The sequence below is a fragment of the Grimontia celer genome (assembly GCF_900055185.1).
Lineage (GTDB): Bacteria > Pseudomonadota > Gammaproteobacteria > Enterobacterales > Vibrionaceae > Enterovibrio > Enterovibrio celer.
Genome location: NZ_FIZX01000001.1, coordinates 1888499 through 1905021 on the forward strand (window position 1 = coordinate 1888499; position 16523 = coordinate 1905021).

Sequence of the window (16523 nt, forward strand, 5' to 3'; positions counted from 1 at the left end):
AGCCGCTTTTTTATTTGGATAAGCCAAAACGAAAAAGCCCGCTCAGTGAGCGGGCTTAATCTAATGTGGCGGAGAGATAGGGATTTATACGGTCGCTTCGCGCCCTTCCCTTCGGGCTGTTGCCTATTCGGCTTCGCCGGGCAACGTTGTCTCGCTTCGCCCGGCTGAACCCATAGGGTCTAGGGTTCTGCACCCTATCTCTTGCGAGGGTTAAAAATGCAAAAAGGCCGCTGATAATTCAGCGGCCTTTTCTAATGTGGCGGAGAGATAGGGATTTATACGGTCGCTTCGCGCCCTTCCCTTCGGGCCGTTGCCTATTCGGCTTCGCCGGGCAACGTTGTCTCGCTTCGCTCGGCTGAACCCATAGGGTCTAGGGTTCTGCACCCTATCTCTTGCGAGGGTTAAAAATGCAAAAAGGCCGCTGATAATTCAGCGGCCTTTTCTAATGTGGCGGAGAGATAGGGATTTGAACCCTAGATACGCTATTAACGTATGCCGGTTTTCAAGACCGGTGCTTTCAACCACTCAGCCATCTCTCCGTAAGTGCCGCGCATATTACAAAGCCCTCGCGAGCTTGTAAAGCCCGAATTTCCTGAAATTCGTCCGTTTGCACAGGCTTTGCTCAGTTAGTCTATTTGGCAGACACTTAACGCCCCCTTTCGGGCTATTGAATCAAATGCTCAGCCAAACTGACGCCCCTGCTCTTCAAACCAATCGATGATATCTGCAAACTCCTGCTGGTTATCTTTGCCAATAGCAAAGAACACATTGAGCCCTATACCTTTTCCAATAGGAGATTCTTTGATATTGAGCTCCACCAGCTCACCAGAGTTTAGGTATGGCAACAGATAATCCGTCGGCATGGCTGCCCACCCATCTCGTTTAATCAACTCACACAATAAATCATGGTTACTCACTACATGGCGCCGTGGAGATACCTTGGCAAAACCGACATCCAACGCGAGAAAGTTCTCCGTCAGATACTGTGTCTGACCCTGTAGTTCATTGATCGTGACTTCTTGCAAAGCAGCCAGCGGAGACGAGACGGATGCAAAACACTTCAGTTGTAGGTTGGCAATACTTCTCCAGGTCACTTCCGTCTCCGGGAAAACCATATCGCGGTTTGGCATTAACGCCAGATCTGCTGATCCATCATTGAGCATTTCCAGGGCCTCTGGACGTGTTCTGTGAAGCCAGTTAACCGTGATATTCGGATAATGCTGCCGTATTTTCTCTTCGATATTGACCATCATGGTCATAGGGGCAAATACATCATGAACAATGGTTACCGAGTACACATCACGGTCAAATAAGGCTTGGCTGAAGTGGAAAAGCTCTCTGTTTTGTTTCTCTACTACTTTGGCTTGAAAATACAGCTTGCTGGCCTTGTCGGTGGGGATTGCCTTTCGACCTTCAATAACAAATAGTGAATACCCCACTCCATCTTCAAATGCCATCACGTGCTCACGTACCGTGGTGCGCGATTTCCTCAACAGCTTCGCCGCAGCACTGTACGAACCTTTTTCATAGACCGCGATAAAGGTAGTGAGTTGTTCCAATGTATGCATTTCGTCTATTCCATGCCTTTTGTTAGTAATACCCTAACAAAACTGACTTGGTGGTATTAGATATTCGTTTAAAAATAGCGACAAGTTCAAAAAATCATTTAAAACAAAAACTAAACTCAGAGGTCGAAATGAAAATCTTCCTGCTTTCGGTTATCGCTCTTGCACTCTCCTCTACCATGGCGCTAGCCGCACCGGATCTGATTTTAAAAAACGGAGACATCATCACCGTTACCGGCGAACAGGCAAGCGCCGAAGCAGTGGCAATCAAAGACGGAAAAATCGTTGCCGTCGGCAGCACAACAGAAGTCCTAAAAACAAAAGGAAGCACAACAGAAATTCGTGACCTTGAGGGGAAAACAGTCGCACCCGGCTTTATTGATTCCCATGGCCACTTTGCCAACTACATCCCGCTGGCAAACTCACTATTTGTTTACCCTTCCCCAATGGGAACCAGTGACAGTATTCCAGCTATCCAAAAACAGTTGTCGGCCCATTTCTCCCAAGACTTGGATAAAAGCATTTTGCATATCGCGTTTGGCTATGACGATTCGGTCCTGGAAGAAAAACGCCACCCTAATAAGCAGGAGCTGGACAAAGTAACGGGAGACTTCAGCCTTTGTATGATGCATGTGTCTGGGCATCTGGGTGTTTGTAACAGTGCAGGGCTGGCAAAAATCGGTTATTCCGATGCATCAGAGAATCCAAGTGGTGGCGTGATCCACAAAGATGAAGGTGGTGCGCTGACTGGCCTGCTAGAAGAATCTGCCACCTATGCTCTCTTTCCTCACCTGACTGTAGGTAGCCAAGAAGAAGCCATCGAAAACTTTAACAAAGCTCAGGATCTATTCGCGCGTTATGGGGTAACAACCGCGCAGGAAGGACTAGCCACAGCCTCAACCTTAGGATTGATTAAATCAATGGCCGATGCCGGCGAGTTGAAAATCGATGTGCTGGCTTATGCAAAATGGGTCGACTTCGAAACTGTACTTAAAAACATGAAGCTTGGCGAATACAGCAACAGGCTGAAGCTTGCTGGTATGAAAATTACCGGGGATGGCTCCCCTCAAGGCAAAACCGCATTCCTATCAACGCCATACTTCGAAGTGCCTCATAGCCACTCCTATCACTACCACGGCTATCCGGTACTCAACCAAGATGAAATGAATCACTACGTGGATTTGGCATTCAAAAATAACGCTCAGCTTATCAGTCACGCAAACGGTGATGCGGCAGCTGACCTGCTTCTGAATGCCGTTGAAAAGGCAAATGCGAAGTACGGGGACCGTGACCACCGAACTACCACGATTCACGCGCAAACTATGCGCCTGGACCAGATTAAACGTATGCGAGATGCAGGTATGATGGTGTCTTATTTCCCTGCCCATACCTTCTTCTGGGGTGATTACCACCGCGATTCAGTGCTTGGTCCTTGGAGAGCATCAAACATCTCCCCTATGGGCTGGGCAAATGAATTCGGACTGACTTACACCATTCATATGGATGCGCCGGTTGCTTTCCCTGACCAGTTGCTCAATATGTGGACAGCCGTAAACCGAGTTACGCGTTCAGGTGAAGTGTTAGGTGAATACCACAGAATCACTCCTTACCAAGCGCTGGAAGCCGTCACCAAAACTGCTGCTTATCAGAACTTTGAGGAAGACGAAAAAGGCACCATTGAAGTAGGCAAACGCGCGGATTTAGTCGTGCTGGACAAAAAACCACTGGCCGTCGAACCGATGGAAATCAAAGACATTCAGGTACTAGAGACCATTAAAGACGGTAACACTGTCTTCAAATACGCTGGCTAATAGTCATCGACTGACAGAAAAAAGGCGGACAATGTGTCCGCCTTTTGAATTTCTGGCGTCAGCAATTAGCCGAAACGGCCACCGATGTAGTCTCGAGTCAACTTGTGCTCTGGGTCTTCGAAAACACGCGCTGTTTCGTTCACTTCTACGAGGTCACCCAAGTGGAAGTATGCGGTGCGATCGGAAACACGCTTCGCCTGTGACATGGAGTGCGTGACCATCACGATACTGAAGTTCTCTTTCAGCTCGCTGATCAGCTCTTCGATGATGCCCGTAGCAATCGGGTCAAGCGCTGAACATGGCTCATCCATCAGAATAACTTCTGGTGCAATCGCTATAGTACGGGCGATACACAGACGCTGTTGCTGACCACCAGACAAACCGGTTGCTGGCTGATCAAGGCGGTCTGCCACTTCAGCCCAAAGACCTGCACGGCGCAGCGATTCTTCAATCACGCCATCCAGTTCATCTTTGCCATCTACCAAACCATGAATACGCGGGCCGTAAGCCACGTTGTCGTAAATAGATTTCGGGAACGGGTTCGGGCGCTGGAATACCATACCCACCTGTGAACGAAGCTCAACGATTTCCTGCTCTTTGGCATAGATGTTATGACCATCCAGCAGGATTTCACCTTTCACTTCACAACCCGGTACGGTGTCGTTCATACGGTTCAGACAGCGCAGGAAAGTAGATTTACCACAACCTGAAGGGCCAATCATCGCCAGTACTTGTTTCTCACCGATGTCGAGATTGATGTTACGAATTGCTGATTTCGCGCCGCCTTCGTAGCTCACGCTAACATCGCGTGCTGTCATGCGAGGAGCCGTGACAAATGGCAGACCACAGGTCTCTTTAGGGGCTGCAGTTTTTTCAGCCGCCATTTCTTGATGTACTTGATTCATTTCACCTGTGTGAGTAATTACGGTTGTCATATCCATACTCCTACCATCTGCGCTCAAGGCGCTTACGCATGATAACGGCACATGCATTCATCAGTGCCAAGAACGCCAGCAATACCATGATTGCGCCTGAGGTGTTCTCAACAAAACCTTTTTCCGGGTTTTCAGCCCAGAGATAAATTTGTACTGGCAGCGCGGTGGCTGCATCCAGCGGACCAGAAGGAACGTCAACAATAAACGCCACCATACCGATCATCAGAAGCGGTGCAGTTTCACCCAACGCCTGCGCCATACCGATAATGGTACCGGTCAGCATGCCTGGCATTGCCAGTGGCAGAACGTGGTGAAGCACCATCTGCATTTTTGAAGCGCCCACACCCAATGCAGCATCGCGCACCGAAGGTGGGACTGCTTTGATTGCTGCGCGGCTTGAAATAATGATGGTTGGTAGCGTCATCAGAGTCAGTACCAAGCCACCCACCACCGGCGCCGAGCGCGGCAAGTCAGCCACATTCAGGAACACCGCCAAACCCAGCAGACCGAACACGATAGATGGCACAGCAGCGAGGTTGTTGATGTTGATTTCAATCAGTTCAGTCGCGCGGTTACGTGGCGCAAACTCTTCCAGGTAAATGGCTGCGGCCACACCAATTGGGAAGCTCAGCGCCAGAGTGACCAGCAAGGTGTAGAAGGAACCTACCGTTGCGCCCCAAATGCCCGCCAGCTCAGGGTCACGGCTGTCACCATTGGTGAAGAACTTGGTGTTAAACACGGTGCGAACGCGGTCTTCTTTTTTCAGTTCGTCATACCATTCGATTTGAAGGTTTTTGAACTGACGGCCATCTTCCGGTGTGCTCGCCTTGATGTTTCCTTTGTTGTACTGGTTAAAATTATCGCCTGCTTGCGCCCAGTAAGTGATGGTCTGCCCAATCAGCGATGGATCTGCCATTACCTTGTCACGCAGGTCGTATTCCGCACCGTTTGAGATAAAGCTGTATAGCGCACGGCGCTGTTTACGGCCGTCAACAGAAATCTCATCACGAAGCGACTGACGAAGCACTTTACGGAAGCTCGCACCCATCAGCACTTTAGGATCGGTTTCATCGCCATCAATGCCGAGCGCTTCCGGAGAAAGATCTACCTGAAGCTCAATTTCCGTAGTGAAAAACGCCGTGTAACCCTCGGAAAAGATGGTGGTCATCAAGACAATCAGGAACGCAAACGCCATCGAAATCGAAGCAATACCGTAGAAGCGGAAGCGCTTCTCTTTGGCGCGGCGACGGGCCACGCCCGCTTTAACCCGCTCGCGTTTGGTCTCTGCCATTTTTAGTAATTTATCAGTCATACTGCTCTCGATATTTCTTCACGATTCGAAGTGCAACAAAGTTGAGTGCCAGAGTCACTACGAACAATGTCAGGCCAAGTGCGAATGCTGCCAGCGTCTTAGGGCTGTCAAACTCTTGGTCACCCACCAGCAAGGTCACGATTTGCACGGTGACGGTGGTGACAGAATCCAGCGGGTTAGCGGTGAGATTTGCCGACAAACCTGCTGCCATCACCACGATCATGGTTTCACCAATCGCACGGGAAACGGCAAGCAACAAGCCGCCAACGATGCCCGGCAATGCTGCAGGCAACACGACTTTGCGGATCGTTTCTGAACGCGTAGCCCCCAAGCCCAAAGAACCATCGCGCAGGGACTGCGGCACTGCGGTAATCACGTCATCAGACAGTGATGAAACAAAAGGAATGATCATCACGCCCATCACTGCACCTGCTGCCAATGCACTTTCAGATGACGTATTGCTAAGACCAATGGCCTGAGCGACATCACGGATAAAAGGAGCAGCGGTCAGCGCAGCGAAGAAGCCGTAAACCACGGTTGGAATACCAGCGAGGATTTCCAGAATAGGTTTAACGATATTGCGCACGCGTGGTGAGGCGTATTCCGCCAGGTATATCGCACTCATCAAACCGATAGGCGCTGCAATACACATGGCGATAAAGGAAATCATCAAGGTTCCGGTAAACAGTGGAATTGCACCGAATGCACCACTTGCACCTTGCTGGTCAGCACGCAGGGCAATCTGCGGTGACCATTCTGTCCCGAATAAGAAGTCCGTGATAGGGATAATCTGGAAGAAGCGAATCGCTTCGAACAACACCGAAAGAACAATACCTGCAGTGGTCAGTATCGCCAGTGTTGAACAGAACATCAGGAATATTTGCAGGCATTTTTCCACATAGTGGCGCGCCTTAAGTTTTGGGCGAACCATTCGCCAGCCAGCTGCCAGACCCACCATTGAGATAGTTAGTACCGCGACCCATCTAAGCGTCAGTCCGATACTTTGCAGGTGTTGATAATGCTCTGATGCCGCTAGCAAGGCAGGATCTTCTGTCTTCAAAACGCCATTCGCAATGTGCACGATTTGGCTGTAAAGCAACGTCATGCTTTCGTGCGCCTGAATCGTTGCGGATGGAAGCTGAGCCATAACGAGAGAATGAACCATGCTGGGTTCAATGGCCTGCCAGATCAGAAGAAGAATCACCGCTGGCACCGCTGCTAAAATCGCAGCAAAGGAACCATAGTAAGCTGGTCGGGAGTGGAGCTTGTTCAAGCCACCTTCAATGGTAGCCACTTCCCGGGAACGTTTTTTGGCGAGTACAAAAGCGCTTATCGCAAACAGCGCTACAATCACCATCAATGTGGACGTCTGCATCCCTATTCCTTAAATCCTTTTTACTCAAACCGTGTTTCAAATCGATTTGGGTAAATACAGCAAAAGGTGGCGCACCTTAAAAAGTGCACCACCTCGGGTTGGTAACTTACAGGTTTGGCTTCAGCTCAACCGCGTCGTTACGAACCAGTTTCCAATCGCGAGCTGACAGAGGAATCAGACCACGGTCAGTCAGGTAACCTTCGTCGCCAATCGCATCTTCAGAAGTGAAAGCAGTAACGTAAGCTTTCAGGCCTGGAATCACTTCTGCGTGTGCGTTTTTCACGTAGAAGTACAGTGAGCGAGATACTGGGTAAGAACCGTCGCCGATTGCGTCAAACGTTGGCACTACACCGCCGATTTTCGCACCCTGAACTTTGTCAGAGTTTTGCTCGAGGAAGCTATAACCGAAGATACCGAAAGCGTTAGGGTTCGCGTCCAGTTTTTGTACGATCAGGTTATCGTTCTCGCCCGCTTCGATGAACGCGCCGTCTTCACGAATACCGTGACAAACTGCTTTGTACTTTTTCTTGTCTTGCTTTTTCATGGCTTTCAGTTCTGGGTACTGCTTACAGCCACCTTCCATTGCCAGCTCTACGAATGCATCGCGGGTACCAGACGTTGGTGGTGGGCCCAGAACTTCAATTTTGGTTGCTGGAAGAGAAGGGTTTACGTCTTTCCAGGTTTTGTTCGGGTTTTCGATGAGGTTGCCGTTCGCGTCAGGAACAACTTTAGCCAGTGCAGTGAAAAGGTCTTTCAGAGTGATATCGAACTGCTCAGACTTTTTAGAGTTAGCGAAAGCAATGCCGTCGTAACCTACTTTGATTTCAGTGATATCTTTAACGCCGTTCTTCGCACACAGCTCGATTTCAGAGCTTTTGATTTTGCGTGATGCGTTAGTGATGTCTGGCGTGTTTTCACCCACACCTGCACAGAACAGCTTCAGACCGCCGCCCGAACCGGTAGATTCGATTTTCGGTACTGAGAATTCTGAAGTGCGGCCGAAGCGCTCAGCAACAACGGTAGCAAACGGGTACACTGTTGAAGAACCAACAATGCTAATGTAGTCACGAGTCGCTGCAGCAGCGTTGTTAGCAGCGAATGCTGACAGGCATACTGTCGATGCCGCAATCAGAGCCTTAAGTTTCACATCAACCTCCAAGTCGATAGTTTTCTAAGTTGAACTGTCAGGTTGTAACTGACTGTTTTTCGATTTCGGTTCAAAAACTGAAGACAAAATTAGAGATCGCTTGTGACACTAACCTTAATGAAATGTGAACATTTGATTACAGCCGGAAATGTCACATAACTGACACATCATCAAAACCAATCATTCATCCCACTGACATATTCCCACCCTAGCTTATTGACCCACGTGCGCGCCTTACCCCTCCGCACCTGTCTTTTCTTGCTGTATCGACATCGCATTATTTGCGGCTTTTCGCTTGCTGGCTGGCGCACAAAATAGAATTACCCAAAACAACGCAGTGGCTAATAATTAAAAGAGAGTAAAGAAATGGCTCAATCAGCCTCAGTCGGCTTGCATGCCGCCGAAAGCTTCGATTCATCGACGCTTTCTGATCATGATGTTCGCTTGAAACACAAACCATCCGTCCTGTTTCTTTGTGACGGTAAAGAGGGCTACTCCCTTGTAGCAGAGGCGATTCTGGCCCATAAGGCGGACAGTCACTTTGACAGCTTCAGTGCTTATACAAGTAACACTTGTGATGTCGCCACTGCCTGTCAGGCTTTAAGGCAATACAACATCGCTTGTTCCGATAAGCATTTCCGTCCTATCGAAGCCTACAACTGCAACAATGTGGATTATTTGATTGCGTTAAACCCCGCGTCGGTTCAATCAGGCAAACCTCTGCCGAAGTATGAAAAGTTTATTCCGTGGGATATTACTGAGGGTGGGGAATCGAGCGATCGTCAGAAAGCGATAAAGTACATCAACGACCAGATAAACTATTTTCTGTCTGTCTATCTGTATCGTTGATTTGTTCGTTTCTTTAGGCGGGCTCTTGAAGGAGAGTATCGCTGTCGATAGATTCAAAGCGGTTTCGGCCGCTACTTTTTGCTTGATAAAGCATGCGGTCAGCGCGGGAAACTAAGTTGGCAATCACACGCTCCGGATCAACCCGTTCTTTTCCATCAAACGCGAAGTAGCAAATCCCCATGCTGGCCGTAACGGGTGTGTTACCTGCCTCAATGGCGTTAAGACTTAATTGGATGCGTTTACACACACGCTCTACTTGCTCGACATCAACATCTTCCAACCAAAGCAAAAACTCTTCACCACCATATCGACCAACTAAGTCATAGTTTCTGAGTACGGTTTTGAGGGCATTGCCGACCCCTTCCAATACCTTGTCACCAAACTGATGGCCAAAGGTATCGTTAATCTGTTTGAAGTGGTCGAGGTCCAATAACACCATTGCACCTTTTGACGCTTTACGGCTAAGTTTGTTGATTCGCGAATCGATGTGTTCAAAAAGGTGGCGTCGGTTCGGTAGCCCGGTCAGTGGGTCTAAGCGAACTAACGCTTCCAATTTTGCATTGAGGTTCTCCAGTTCTTCTTGTTGAAGTTTGCGCGCAAACTCTACTTCCAACCAACTCGCCATTAAATAAAGTGAGTCGACGTCAATTTCGCGGAATTTACGGGGATACGGTTCAGGGCTGGTAAAGTTCAGCGTTCCCTGTACCTTGTTGTTCACTCTGATAGGAATGCCGATATAGGACTCTAAGCCGAACTCGTGATAAGCAGGATGATTTCCCAGAAGTTGGGTTTCGCCGACATTTTCGATGGCGACTGGGCCATCAGCATCAAGTGTTACCCAGCAATAAGACAGGTCGTAGGAAAATGAGTCTCCCGCCTTCAGCGGAACACTCTCAGGACAAACGACATTACGAACAAGATAGGTGTTCCCGTCAATTAATGACAGAATGCCAATATCCAGATTGAACCTCTCCAGACCCATTTTAATGAGCTCATGGATTTGATGGTCTAATCCTTTCTCGTAATCATTGGTGATCTGGTAGATCCGGCGGATCACCATTTCGCTTTCAGACATTCCCAAAATACACATTCTCTACGTAAATACTCAACTTAAAGCATATACCGTAGGTTATGTGTTAACCACCTGAATTATAAAAATTTGCTGAAGGTAGTTATGAAGCGCAAATTACAACGATGTAATGGTTACCGGCCGCCTCGACGCTGACATGGCACAGTTTCGGCCCTTAGCCTTAGCATCAGTCAGAGCGTTGTGTGCGAGGTTTATCAGTTTGTCGACTGCACGTGCATACGGAATTTGCTTCTCACTGTCACTCCTGAACGCGCAATAACCAATACTGATGGTCACGGGTTTGTTGTCTACCGCACAGAGGGCGACGCTCTCCGACATACGCTCGCACACTTTCACGACTTCAGACTGCAAGGTGTCGGGCAGCCAAACTAAGAACTGCTCGCCGCTGTAGCGCGCGACGTAATCATAGTTACGCACGGCTTGCCTAAGTGCAGTTGCTACCCCTTTCAGGATACGATCACCCTCTTCATGACCATGCTTTTCATTGAGCATGCGGAAGAAATCGATATCCACCAGCGCAATCGCGCCTTCGCCATCGCGGCGGATTAACTGGTTCAGCTCACGGTACAAATAGTCGAACAGCGCACGGCGGCTTGGTAGTTCTGTCAGCACATCCACTTGCTGGAGGTTTTCGAGACGTTCACTGAGCTGACGATAAGATTCACGCGCGCCATTGAGTTCTTCACGGTATTCCTCATTTTCTAACTTCAACTCCAGAATACCTGCCAATAGCGTAATAACGCTGTCACTATCTGGGTGCGGGTTGCCATCCGCCTCTGCCACCACACTCAGCGTTCCCCACACTGTTCCGCCGAAATAAATCGCCACCCCCCAATATGCAGTGGGCAATCGGTTAACGCCAGGATGTCCGGAGAGCTTTTCGTGCTTTCGTGTGTCCGGTGCCATCAGCGGCCCTTCCATGCCAGCAGTGACGCTACAAAACGTGCTACCCAAAGCAACCACATCTCCAGATTTTTTCGATAACACGCTGCCGTTTGAATAACACTCCACCACTTCCAACTCGAGATTGTCGATGCGGGAAAGGCAAGCGCTGTCAGCGTCAAACTGCCATGCCGCAATTTGAAGTAACTCCCTCACCCATTCAGAAAAGTTCAGGTCTTTTCGGCGGGTTAAATGTTGGACACGACTGACAATACTGGTTTGAACGACTGACATTTCGGAATCGGAGGAATGAGATGACATGGCGGTACCTTGTTCAATTGCCTTATAAAAACAAATAGCACAGCAAACGATATACGCTCATTTCTTTGACGACTGTATCAACAACAAAAGTCACTCCGGCCTCACATGCACCGCAAGGATTCGTTTACTTTCCTTTTTCACTTCCGGACATTTTTTCCAGCCCCACAGCCTGTCGCGGGCTTCTTTGGCTGCAGTTTCTAGCGTCAAGCAAGGATTTGGATAGTCGCCATTATCTCCAATACTCACGTCATACATTTTTTGTTCCATAGGCGTTAGAAGCCAGGGTTCAAAAACTAATGGTGCTGGCACGTTTCTTAGTTCGGGAAGCCAACGGTGGATGAATACTGCCTCAGGATCATGTTCTTCAGCTTGTTTGGTGGGGTTGTATATGCGGATAGTGTTTGTACCCGTCACGCTGGCCTGCATTTGGAATTGTGCGTAGTGAATGCCAGGTTCGAAATCCAGAAAGAGACTCGCCAAGTGCTTCACCCCCAATCGCCAGTCAATATTGAGGTGATGACAAAGGAAACTCACCAACATAGAGCGCATCCGAAAGTTGATATAACCCGTTGCGTGAAGGCAGCGCATGCAGGCATCCACCAGCGGGTAGCCTGTCATTCCTTGCTTCCAATACTCCAGATCCCTGAAAACATCTTCATCCTTTCTGTAAGGGAAAGCTTCGTAGCCGCGATTTACATGGCGAAACTCCATGTCGCATTCACTTTCGAATTTTTGGATGAAGTGGCAATGCCAGTGGAATCGGGATGACAAGGCACTAAGCGACCGCCGCCAGCCCTGATCATTCCAGTGCTGCAACAGAGTCTGATAAACCTCCCTAACACTGATATTCCCCCACGCCAGATAAGGAGAGAGCCGCGAGCAATGGTTGCGGCTTTCGGCGGGTTTAGAGATTTTGTAGGCGTAGTCTTTGCCACGACTCTCGTAAAAACTATTGAGAGTTTGCCACGCCAGCGTCGCCCCACCTGTCTGCATCCCTCTTTGTTTTTGTTGCCACGATTCAGGCGGACACAAACTCGATAGATTAACGTTTTCCTCATCGATGAACGTTGCGTTGCTTAGCTGTGGCGTCACAACGGGAGCTCGCATGGTTTTGTCCCACGCTTTGTCCCATCCATCGCGGCTTATTGCCCCTCGTTTAACCGCCCCTGTTTGAAATTCCTGCCAATCAATTGCTCTCTCTTCACACCAGCGTTTGACCTCCCTGTCGCGTTCAAAGGTTTTCATCAAGCCGGTTTCTTCATGGGAATACATAGCTTTCACGGCAAACTGCGTAGAAATGCTTTCCAGCGTTTCAATACAATTACCTTGCGCCACCAACACTTTTCCTCCGAACGGCAAAAGCTGTCGATTCATGTCTTCCAGCGATTGCCAAACGAAGCGCCAATGGCGTTCTGAGTAATGTTCATCCTCAAGCAGCATTGGCTCGAAGACATAAAGCAGCAGAACGGGTAAACCCGAAGCTATGGCTGCCTGCAGCGGTGCGTGGTCGGTCAGGCGTAAATCGCGCTTAAGCCAAACTAAGCTGATCGCATCTCGGTTTTGGGTTGGTGATGAAGGCATGAATTGGTCGTGGTTAAGTGTTTTGACTATTTACGCAATTCATCACACGTTCGATCTTCTCTGCTATCGAGAAGCACCGATAAATTCGAATTATCAAAGCGTTGAATCTACGCTTTTAAAAGCACCTATATCCAAATATGAAATCACGGCTTTCAGGGAGACTTATGATGCCTAGAGTGACGTTCGGACAAACCGGAAACAGCGTTGAGCTTTCCAGCGGCAGTTCGCTGATTGATTTGGAGGATACTGGAAAAAGTGAAGTGCCGTTTGGCTGTCGTTCTGCCGCTTGCGGAACCTGTCTGATTGATGTCGAATCCGGCATGAGTAATCTTGGTCCCAGAACAGAGGAAGAGCAGGATCTGTTACATGATTTGGATATGGATGGCGATAAGCGCCGCCTTGCCTGTCAGTGCAAGATTTTTGGCGACGTCACTATCACCCCCCTGAACTAAAACTCTCCTCCCAAAAGAAAATGTGCATGTGTGTTTGATCTAAGCCGCATGCACGCTGCTCTAATGAGGTAAAATCCTCCCTTTCCCTAGGGGCTGTTGCCCGCATTACACATCCACTTCAATAAAGGTTTTCGCGTGATATCCAAACTGCCCAAATGGGTTGAGTACGGCGCATTCATTCTTGCGCTGACTGCCGGCTTTGTTAATGGAATTGGTTTGCTCGGATTTGAGCATCAGGCCATCTCGCATCTTTCGGGAACGGCAACATTGATTGGTACGGATATTATCAACAGCCATCCGGTGAAACTCGTACATTTGCTTTGCATTCTTGCGGGATTTTTCGGTGGCGCCCTGCTCTCTGGCTTGATCCTGAAAGACGGCACCTTATCGCTGGGGCGTCGCTATGATTTTCTTCTTCTTGTGGAAGCAGCATTGCTGCTGGGTGCGATTTACCCAATGAGCCAGAATACGGTGTATGGTTTGTACTTCGCCGCTGCAGCTTGCGGCATCCAGAACGGCTTGGTCACCAGTTACAGTGGTGCAATTGTGCGTACCACACACATCACGGGGATCATCACTGATTTAGGATTGATGTTTGGGGCATGGCTGAGAGGACAGCCTCTCAATCAACGCAAACTGGTTTTGTTTATCGTGATTGCGGTTGGGTTTATCTTTGGCGGCACTCTGAGTGCTATTATGTTTCCCATACTGCAAGAAAAAGCCTTTATACTTCCCGCCCTGGTCTGCGTGATGTTGGCCTTCATCTATCGCATTCATATGAGACGAGCGAGAATCCACCTTAAATCTATCGCACCCAATCAGCAGGCGCGAGATTGACGGCGAAATTTGGCTTTATACATTTCACCGTCTGCACGGTTTAGCAGCTCATCGATATTGGCATCGTCTTTCACTTCAACACTGCCGATGCTGACATCCACGCCGTAGTCTGCAATACCAGCACAAAGTGAAGCAGCAAGCTCCCCCAAATCATGTTCTTTTTTGCTCAAAGCGACAAACTCGTCCCCACCCACCCGAAAGGCAGCCTGAGAACCAAACGTCGAGGACAGGTTTCGGCCAAAAATCTCCAGCACTTTATCCCCAACTCTGTGCCCATGGGTATCGTTACACTGCTTGAATTTATCGAGGTCAAAATAGTAAAGATGATGGGTAATCAAACCAAGTTTGGAGAAGCGCTCAAAGCAGGCACGGCGGTTACCCAACTGGGTGAGTTCATCTAGCCGGGCATCTTTATATAGCTTGGCACGCAACGATTTGTTCGCCGCTACTTCGCCACTTAAACGCGCTATCATTTTTTCACCGGCTACGGTTTGCTTCAAAAAGCCATACGAGATAAGCACCATCCCCATGATGGTCAGACTGGTATCGAGATAAAGTATTTTGAATTTCTCGCTGCTTACCAACTCATCAAGCACATCGAAGAGATTACCCAAGCCGTAGACGAGCCAGCCTATCCAGAGCCAAGTTGCCATTCGCATACTTTCATAGCGAAAGCACTCGAATGCCACAGATAAACCTATCCCTAACCCGATAATTTCCTCATAAATCCCGGCATCTTCTTTGATGGTGATGGCGTCAACACACACCATCATCGTGACGAGGATCGTCCAGATAACCAAATGGTACAGCCAACGTATTGAAATTCGATTCAAACCGCCCTCCTGGTTACTTTTCGATCGATTCAGGTCACTTTAAAAGAAATTCGATGCAAACCCTCATTCGAATTCATTTATTCGAGATGTGACTCGAAACTGCCAGAAACCCCTATTGACAGCTGTGTCAGCTAAAAATCGAGAAAATCTTGAACACGTACAAGTAAACCGAGCTGGCTTTGTGCCATAGTGAATCTTTTCGGTTAAATCACGCACAAGGACGAAGTATGAAAGACGAAACTCTCTCGATCCACGCTGGCTATCAGACGGACCCAACAACAAAGTCGGTAGCAACACCGATTTACCAAACCGTCGCCTATGAATTTGATAGCGCGCAACACGGCGCGGATCTGTTCAATCTTGAAGTCCCAGGGAATATTTACACCCGCATTATGAACCCAACCAATGATGTGCTGGAACAACGCATGGCCGCGTTGGAAGGTGGTTTGGCATCACTGGTTGTGAGTGCAGGTAGTGCGGCGATTAACTACGCTATCCTCACACTGGCGGAAGCTGGCGACAATATTGTTTCAACGCCGCAACTCTACGGTGGCACTTACACCCTTTTCGCGCATATGCTGCCGAAACAAGGTATTGAAGTGAAATTCGCTAAAGACGACAGCCCGGAATCACTGGCTGAACTTATCGATGACAACACCAAAGCAGTGTACTGTGAAAGTATCGGTAACCCTGCGGGTAACATTGTCGATCTTGGCCGAGTGGCAGAATTGGCTCATGCGAAAGGTGTACCGGTTATCGTGGATAACACAGTAGCTACACCAGTACTCTGTAAGCCAATCGAACATGGTGCAGATATCGTGGTGCATTCTCTGACCAAATATATTGGTGGTCACGGCACCACACTGGGCGGCGTGATTGTTGATTCCGGTAAGTTCCCTTGGGCGCAACACAAAGAACGTTTCCCTGTGTTTAACCAGCCAGAGCCTTCTTATCACGGTGTGGTTTATACCGAGGCGTTTGGTGAAGCTGCCTTTATTGGCCGCGCACGTACCGTACCGCTGCGCAACACCGGTGCCGCGCTATCGCCTATGAATGCCTTTATGTTGATGCAAGGTTTGGAAACCCTGCCGCTTCGCATGGAGCGTCACGTAGAGAATGCACTGAAAGTTGCCGAATACCTGAAGGGCCACGAGAAAGTGAGCTGGGTCAGCTATGCCGGCCTGCCAGAATCTGAGCACCATGAACTGGCGCAGAAATACATGGATGGCAAACCTTCGGCAATCCTCTCGTTCGGTCTGAAAGACGGTTACGACGCAGGTGTTCGCTTTTACGATGCGCTGGGTCTGTTCAAACGTTTGGTGAACATTGGTGATGCCAAGTCTCTGGCTTGTCACCCTGCTTCAACCACTCACCGCCAGTTGAGCGTGGAAGAGCAAGCGCAAGCTGGCGTTTCGCCGGAAATGATCCGTCTTTCCGTCGGTATCGAACATATCGATGACATCATTGCAGACTTGGAACAGGCACTGAACGCCTAAGTCCTATGCCCGCTAAAAGCCCGTCTTGTGCAAGGCG

At 49.0% G+C, this 16523-nt stretch carries 14 protein-coding genes, 1 tRNA gene and 1 other RNA gene; 5 read left to right on the forward strand and 11 right to left on the reverse strand.

The genetic code is table 11. The annotated features are described in order from the left end of the window. Nucleotides 1-257: 257 nt before the first annotated feature. From GCE9029_RS08260 to GCE9029_RS08270, 3 genes are all read right to left on the reverse strand, one after another. A non-coding RNA gene (locus GCE9029_RS08260) (RtT sRNA) lies at nucleotides 258-404 on the reverse strand. A 44-nt stretch (nucleotides 405-448) separates the two neighbouring features. After that, nucleotides 449-539: transfer RNA gene (locus tag GCE9029_RS08265), tRNA-Ser, on the reverse strand. A gap of 141 nt (nucleotides 540-680) precedes the next feature. Then, nucleotides 681-1568, reverse strand: a complete 888-nt coding sequence (locus tag GCE9029_RS08270) for a LysR family transcriptional regulator (protein ID WP_062662506.1) — start codon at nucleotides 1566-1568, stop codon at nucleotides 681-683. A 128-nt stretch (nucleotides 1569-1696) separates the two neighbouring features. Between GCE9029_RS08270 and GCE9029_RS08275 the strand changes: the two genes are divergently transcribed. Beyond that, nucleotides 1697-3376 (forward strand): amidohydrolase, encoded by a 1680-nt coding sequence (locus tag GCE9029_RS08275; protein ID WP_062662508.1) that lies wholly within the window; start codon nucleotides 1697-1699, stop codon nucleotides 3374-3376. 65 nt (nucleotides 3377-3441) lie between these two features. On the opposite strand, the gene pstB is transcribed toward GCE9029_RS08275, so the two are convergent. The 4 genes from pstB to GCE9029_RS08295 form a co-directional block, all read right to left on the reverse strand. After that, nucleotides 3442-4194, reverse strand: a complete 753-nt coding sequence (gene pstB / locus GCE9029_RS08280) for a phosphate ABC transporter ATP-binding protein PstB (RefSeq protein ID WP_231590948.1) — start codon at nucleotides 4192-4194, stop codon at nucleotides 3442-3444. 127 nt (nucleotides 4195-4321) lie between these two features. Further along, the gene (gene pstA / locus GCE9029_RS08285) at nucleotides 4322-5623 is read right to left on the reverse strand and encodes a phosphate ABC transporter permease PstA (RefSeq protein WP_062662513.1); all 1302 of its coding nucleotides are present in this window, start codon (nucleotides 5621-5623) and stop codon (nucleotides 4322-4324) included. After that, nucleotides 5616-6998 (reverse strand): phosphate ABC transporter permease subunit PstC, encoded by a 1383-nt coding sequence (gene pstC / locus GCE9029_RS08290; RefSeq protein ID WP_062662514.1) that lies wholly within the window; start codon nucleotides 6996-6998, stop codon nucleotides 5616-5618. Before pstC ends, pstA begins: the two co-directional genes overlap by 8 nt. Before the next feature lie 106 nt (nucleotides 6999-7104). Beyond that, the gene (locus GCE9029_RS08295) at nucleotides 7105-8145 is read right to left on the reverse strand and encodes a PstS family phosphate ABC transporter substrate-binding protein (RefSeq protein ID WP_062662516.1); all 1041 of its coding nucleotides are present in this window, start codon (nucleotides 8143-8145) and stop codon (nucleotides 7105-7107) included. 366 nt (nucleotides 8146-8511) lie between these two features. Between GCE9029_RS08295 and GCE9029_RS08300 the strand changes: the two genes are divergently transcribed. Then, on the forward strand, nucleotides 8512-8994 hold the full coding sequence (locus GCE9029_RS08300; RefSeq protein ID WP_062662519.1) for an arsenate reductase/protein-tyrosine-phosphatase family protein: 483 nt from the start codon (nucleotides 8512-8514) through the stop codon (nucleotides 8992-8994). Nucleotides 8995-9007: 13 nt separating this feature from the next. Here the strand turns inward: GCE9029_RS08300 and GCE9029_RS08305 are convergent, their stop codons facing one another. From GCE9029_RS08305 to GCE9029_RS08315, 3 genes are all read right to left on the reverse strand, one after another. Further along, complete coding sequence (locus tag GCE9029_RS08305) at nucleotides 9008-10069, reverse strand: sensor domain-containing diguanylate cyclase (RefSeq protein ID WP_062662521.1); 1062 nt, start codon at nucleotides 10067-10069, stop codon at nucleotides 9008-9010. Nucleotides 10070-10180: 111 nt separating this feature from the next. Beyond that, nucleotides 10181-11287, reverse strand: coding sequence for a GGDEF domain-containing protein (locus GCE9029_RS08310; RefSeq protein ID WP_062662523.1), 1107 nt, complete (start codon nucleotides 11285-11287; stop codon nucleotides 10181-10183). 90 nt (nucleotides 11288-11377) lie between these two features. Then, on the reverse strand, nucleotides 11378-12868 hold the full coding sequence (locus tag GCE9029_RS08315) for an FAD-binding domain-containing protein (RefSeq protein WP_062662525.1): 1491 nt from the start codon (nucleotides 12866-12868) through the stop codon (nucleotides 11378-11380). Between the two features lie 167 nt (nucleotides 12869-13035). On the opposite strand from GCE9029_RS08315, the gene GCE9029_RS08320 reads away from it, so the two are divergent. Beyond that, entirely contained in the window at nucleotides 13036-13320 is a 285-nt protein-coding gene (locus GCE9029_RS08320; RefSeq protein WP_062662527.1) for a 2Fe-2S iron-sulfur cluster-binding protein, read from the forward strand. A 135-nt stretch (nucleotides 13321-13455) separates the two neighbouring features. Then, on the forward strand, nucleotides 13456-14157 hold the full coding sequence (locus tag GCE9029_RS08325; RefSeq protein ID WP_062663179.1) for a YoaK family protein: 702 nt from the start codon (nucleotides 13456-13458) through the stop codon (nucleotides 14155-14157). Here GCE9029_RS08325 and GCE9029_RS08330 read toward each other — a convergent pair. Further along, entirely contained in the window at nucleotides 14139-14990 is an 852-nt protein-coding gene (locus GCE9029_RS08330; RefSeq protein WP_062662528.1) for a GGDEF domain-containing protein, read from the reverse strand. The two genes, GCE9029_RS08325 and GCE9029_RS08330, sit on opposite strands and share 19 nt — an antisense overlap. 227 nt (nucleotides 14991-15217) lie before the next feature. On the opposite strand from GCE9029_RS08330, the gene GCE9029_RS08335 reads away from it, so the two are divergent. Continuing rightward, nucleotides 15218-16486, forward strand: coding sequence for an O-acetylhomoserine aminocarboxypropyltransferase/cysteine synthase family protein (locus GCE9029_RS08335; RefSeq protein WP_062662530.1), 1269 nt, complete (start codon nucleotides 15218-15220; stop codon nucleotides 16484-16486). Nucleotides 16487-16523: the final 37 nt, after the last annotated feature.

Coding starts and splice junctions, on each gene's coding strand:
- GCE9029_RS08270 (WP_062662506.1), bottom strand. CDS start 1,568: ATGCATACATTGGAACAACTCACTACCTTTATCGCGGTCTATGAAAAA.
- GCE9029_RS08275 (WP_062662508.1), top strand. CDS start 1,697: ATGAAAATCTTCCTGCTTTCGGTTATCGCTCTTGCACTCTCCTCTACC.
- pstB (WP_231590948.1), bottom strand. CDS start 4,194: ATGACAGCACGCGATGTTAGCGTGAGCTACGAAGGCGGCGCGAAATCA.
- pstA (WP_062662513.1), bottom strand. CDS start 5,623: ATGACTGATAAATTACTAAAAATGGCAGAGACCAAACGCGAGCGGGTT.
- pstC (WP_062662514.1), bottom strand. CDS start 6,998: ATGCAGACGTCCACATTGATGGTGATTGTAGCGCTGTTTGCGATAAGC.
- GCE9029_RS08300 (WP_062662519.1), top strand. CDS start 8,512: ATGGCTCAATCAGCCTCAGTCGGCTTGCATGCCGCCGAAAGCTTCGAT.
- GCE9029_RS08305 (WP_062662521.1), bottom strand. CDS start 10,069: ATGTCTGAAAGCGAAATGGTGATCCGCCGGATCTACCAGATCACCAAT.
- GCE9029_RS08310 (WP_062662523.1), bottom strand. CDS start 11,287: ATGTCATCTCATTCCTCCGATTCCGAAATGTCAGTCGTTCAAACCAGT.
- GCE9029_RS08315 (WP_062662525.1), bottom strand. CDS start 12,868: ATGCCTTCATCACCAACCCAAAACCGAGATGCGATCAGCTTAGTTTGG.
- GCE9029_RS08320 (WP_062662527.1), top strand. CDS start 13,036: ATGCCTAGAGTGACGTTCGGACAAACCGGAAACAGCGTTGAGCTTTCC.
- GCE9029_RS08335 (WP_062662530.1), top strand. CDS start 15,218: ATGAAAGACGAAACTCTCTCGATCCACGCTGGCTATCAGACGGACCCA.